General features: G+C 60.4%; 3 protein-coding genes. 2 read left to right on the top strand and 1 reads right to left on the bottom strand.

Features of this window, described 5'->3' with window-relative positions; translation table 11 throughout:
- Positions 1-745: SAM-dependent methyltransferase (locus H5U08_RS11020; RefSeq protein ID WP_297032960.1), on the top strand; the 745-nt coding region annotated here is incomplete at its 5' end.
- A 346-nt stretch (positions 746-1,091) separates the two neighbouring features.
- A complete protein-coding gene (locus H5U08_RS11015; protein WP_297032958.1) occupies positions 1,092-3,560 on the top strand; it encodes a hypothetical protein in 2,469 nt (822 codons plus the stop codon).
- Between the two features lie 293 nt (positions 3,561-3,853).
- Here H5U08_RS11015 and H5U08_RS11010 read toward each other — a convergent pair.
- The coding region (locus H5U08_RS11010) for a hypothetical protein (protein ID WP_297032956.1) at positions 3,854-4,409 on the bottom strand (556 nt) is incomplete at its 5' end.

The raw sequence follows: 4,409 nt of genomic DNA, 5'->3' as shown, positions 1-4,409 counted from the left end.
TCTCCGTGTCACCGCGCCCGAGTCTGTCAATCTCGTTGAGGCAGACGCTGCGCAAGGCAGGAGATTTCGCGGGCAGTGGGTTCTCGACTGCATCATCGTGGAACCCGATGAATGGTGGGTGGGAATTCACCGCCTGGAAGGTCCGGAAACTTTTTTTCCTGGCGGACGATTTCCTCTCTGTTTGCCAGAACATGCGGTTTCTCGGGCTTATCTCAAGATGGAGGAAGCCCTCAGGTGGTCGCAGTTTCCCGTTCCCCCCAATGCCCGGTGGGCGGAGCTGGGCAGTGCACCCGGTGGGGCCAGTCAGGCCCTTCTCGATCGGGGCTACGAGGTCCTCGGCGTGGACCCGGCCGAAATGCACCCCGCTGTCCTGGAACATCCCAAATTCATCCACTTGCGGCGTCGGACGACGCAGGCCCCGCGTCGCGCGTTCAGGAAAATTCGCTGGCTCGCCGCCGACATTAACGCCGCACCCAATTACACTCTTGATGCCGTGGAAAGTCTTGTCACCTACCCCCAGATCAATATTCGGGGCATGATTCTCACTCTGAAGTTGCCGGAGTGGACCCTGACGGACAAAATCCCCGAGTATCTGGACCGCATCCGCGGCTGGGGCTACAACGTGGTTCGGGCACGGCATCTTTGGTATAACAAGCAGGAGATCTGCGTGGCGGCCCTGATGCGGCCGTTCAAGCGCAAACCTGTGAACTTGGGCCAAAAAGCCAGGCGGAAGCGTCCCGCCTGAACGACGGCCGGTGTGTGCTCCATGGTCGATTGTTCACGGGGCTTTGCGTTCGCTTTCCCAGTTCAATAGTTTTCCCAAGATTACCCCCCATGCCGCCACTTTGTTTCCGATCGTGCGCCTTTGGCCGCTTGGTTGTCCAGACGCAGAAAATATTGCCATCTCTGGAGTTTGCCTAAATTGTGCTTTCTGCCAGTTGGGTTAGCATGTTTTGCTTTGGCCTTTCCTTCCGATAAAGGAATAGTCGCCCTCCTGTGGTTCCGGGGAGATTCTTTTTGCAGCCGTCGCTGCTGCCCCCGGACTCCCTGGAGATCCCATCGAGCCTCCCAGTGTTCCGAAGGAGTTCCAGATGAAATTCAGATGGCATTACCTGGTGAAGTGGTGCACTGTTTTGGGATTTGGGGTGTGCGGAATGGGTGGGTCTGGCTTGGTCCTCGGCGACTCAGGCGATTCGAGGATGTTGTCGCCCGAGAACCGCCCTGCCGCGGTGGAACTCGCCTCGGCGACTTCGGGGGTACTCGCGGACGAGCCGAATGAGATGGAAGGTCCGGAGCTGGACCTGGGAAGCGGATCGGGCTCGGCCGGGGCACCTCCCGGAACAGAGGCCGACGAGACCCCTGGCAGCGCCAACCCGGCTCGTGAAGAAGCCCAATCCGGTCCTGCGAAGGACTCTCCGGCTCAAAACGTGGCCCCACCCTCCGCGGCCGAAAACCAGGGCGCATCCCCTGAACAGAAGGCTTCCGACAAACGGCAGACGCCGGGATCGTCTCCCACCAAAAACGGGCAAGAAGGGGAATCACCTTCCAGGAAGGCCAGCGAGCCCAAGATCGACCCCTCGGCGGTCGGCCATCCCCTGGCGCCGGGCATTGCCAAGCTGCTGGCGCCGGAAATGGTCACCCAGATGCGTTCCACCGGTGTGGACAGCCGATTTCAGCAATTCCTCAGCTACACAGCATCGCGACTGGCGGCCACACGGGGCGTGTACACCGGGAATGAAATCAATGGGCTGGCCCGGCTGAGTTGGTTTGACCATCTCCTCCGCGAGCCGCTCCGCGTTCCCCAGGAAGCCGAGGAGTTCACACGGTACCTCCATGCGGGTACCCTCTCCGACAGAGCGGCGGGACTTCGCTTTCTGCTGCGAACTGCGCGAGCCCGAATGGACGTCCCCGTTTCCACGAGCGAGCTTGGCGACCAGTCAGACGACCCGGTGGAATTCCTCAAACAAACGCTCGTGCAGGCCTACAACCTGTACGCACAAACTGTCAAGCCGCTCTCGCAGGCGGAATTCACCGAACTCGCCCGACGGATCAATTACGTGATGACCACCAATACATATGTGGGACACACCGTCAATGATCGCGGGAGTGCCAGGCGGCTGGTGCAGCTTCTGGAGAAAATGGATCGCGCCGCGCAATGGGACATGGCCGAAGTGCTGGTCGGCCTCAATGACCGTTTGTTCCTGGAGAGCCTTCGTCAGGCGCCCAGCCGCTCGGCAAGTGCCGGGGTGCAAACACCCGTGCCTGGTGTCAGCGGAACGGTCTTGCAAAAGCTCGAGACCTCTGTCGGGGCTATCATCGTGGGTGGGCCGGGCCCGAACGAGTACCGCCTTGAAGAGATGAAAGATGTCGCGGCGGTTGTGGATCTGGGCGGAGATGACGTGTACTGGGAAGGAACGGTGTCCGTCGATCACCCGTTGCTGGTCATCATCGATTATTCCGGGAACGACCGTTATCAGGGCAAATTGCCGGGAATTCAGGGTAGCGCGATTCTCGGCGGTTCTCTGCTCATTGACCTGGCAGGAAACGACATCTACTGGGCGCAGGATGTGGCCCAGGGAAGCACTCTGGGAGGGGTGGGGATCCTTGTGGATTGGGCTGGCGACGACCAGTATCTGGGGCTTCGCCGTGTGCAGGGGCAGGCCATCGGGGGTGTGGGCCTGCTCATCGATCGGGAAGGGCGGGACGATTATCATGCTGCGATGTGGGCTCAGGGATTCGGTGGCCCGCTGGGCTTCGGACTGATTGACGATCTCACCGGAGATGACCACTATTACGTGGGCGGTCGCTGGTATGACTCGTATCCTGAGACGCCGGGCTACGAAGGGTGGGGGCAGGGCGTCGGTTCAGGAATTCGGGGAGCGGCCAACGGTGGGATCGGTGTGCTCCTCGAAGGTGCCGGGGATGACACCTACGAGTTCGACTATTTCGGCCAGGGTGGTGGTTACTGGCTGGCCATCGGCTTCGCCCGGGATTTTGCCGGCAATGATCGTCGACTCGGTGCCACTCTGAAAGCCTATGACGGCTCCCCGCGAACACAGCAGCGGTTTCAGCGTTTCGGCAATGGCTGGGGCTGCCACATGGGTGTGGGCGCGCTCATCGACGATGGAGGCAACGATGAGTACCACGGTTCCATCATGGGGACCGGGTTTGGTTGGGACCTGTCGGTGGGTTATCTGCTGGAACTGGGCGGCGACGATCACTATCTCGCCCGAGTGGGAGGAGTTCAGGGGCAGGGTGCCCAGGCCAGCTTGGGGGTTCTCTATGACTTCGAAGGAGCCGATGAATACGCCGGTACAAGCCAGGGATATGCGTCGAGCGCCATCACCTACCACCCGTACCCGACTTGTGGCGGTAACTTTAGCTTTGTGGTGGACTACGGCGGGTTGGACAGTTACGGTTGCGGCGCGAAGAACAACGCAATCACCCGGCGAGGGATGGGCGGGTTCATCGTGGACCGTCCCAAAGAAGAAGAGCTCCGAGCCGCCCAGGCTGAATCATCCGATTCCCGTGACACGCTCAGTGCGGGCGCTTCGCGGTAGACATCCCGCACGAACCGCGTTTTGCAGCGCGGGGTGCCTGGACCGCGTTTCACCGGGGTGACGCGGCCTTGTCCGAGCTGGCAGGCAGCCACAAGTGTGGAAAAGCCTATCCCCGGCGAAAAAGAAACAGGGACGGCCAACCGGTCGTCCCTGTGTTCGTTGCGGCGACTTCTCACCGACCAGAAAGCCGCCATTCGGGCATTTTCAACAAAACGGGTGGCACATCACTGCCGTGCCTCACCATCGTCGGTGGTCACCCCATGCTGCTGCTCCGGAACGAGGCGATAGGGATGTCACGGGTTGGCCGATGGCAGCGGCAGCGGCAACGGACCCTGCGGGGCCTTCTGCTGAAGGGTCAGCGCCATGCTGATGAGGAGCTTCACCACACCCTCCTCGATATTGATTTGCGTGGTGCCCTTGTCGCCCTCCACGCTGGCGGTCAGCGTGACACGGTCCTTTTCGCTCACAAGCGGCAGCCACTGCTGCACCTGTTGGCGGGTTTGTTCTTTTTCTGCCGCCACGCTGATGAACTTCAGCAGGGGATTGAGGGCGAGATACATGTCAACCAGCGTCGTCACGTTCGTTTCACTGTCCATCTGATCGATGGCCTTTTGGAGCATGTCGGTTGCTTTGGGGCCGGCCGCCATCGCAAACGCATGATCGGAAAATGCGAGGGCGAGGGCAAAGTCTTCGCCCATCATTTGGCGAATCGGTTCCGGGGCATCTGTCAATTCGCTGCTCGGAAGTTCGACAACATGAAACCGAAAGCCTTTGTATTCGGCGGCATTGACGTGCAGGTACTTTTTGGCATCCGGGTCGTTTTCCATAGCCTGTTTGAGCAAATTGAGA

The organism is Thermogutta sp. (genome assembly GCF_014359955.1).
In the GTDB taxonomy this organism is placed as follows: domain Bacteria; phylum Planctomycetota; class Planctomycetia; order Pirellulales; family Thermoguttaceae; genus Thermogutta.
The sequence above is the reverse complement of the archived record's forward strand: the minus strand, read 5'-3'. Positions and strand labels throughout refer to the sequence as shown.

Coding starts and splice junctions, on each gene's coding strand:
- H5U08_RS11015 (WP_297032958.1), top strand. CDS start 1,092: ATGAAATTCAGATGGCATTACCTGGTGAAGTGGTGCACTGTTTTGGGA.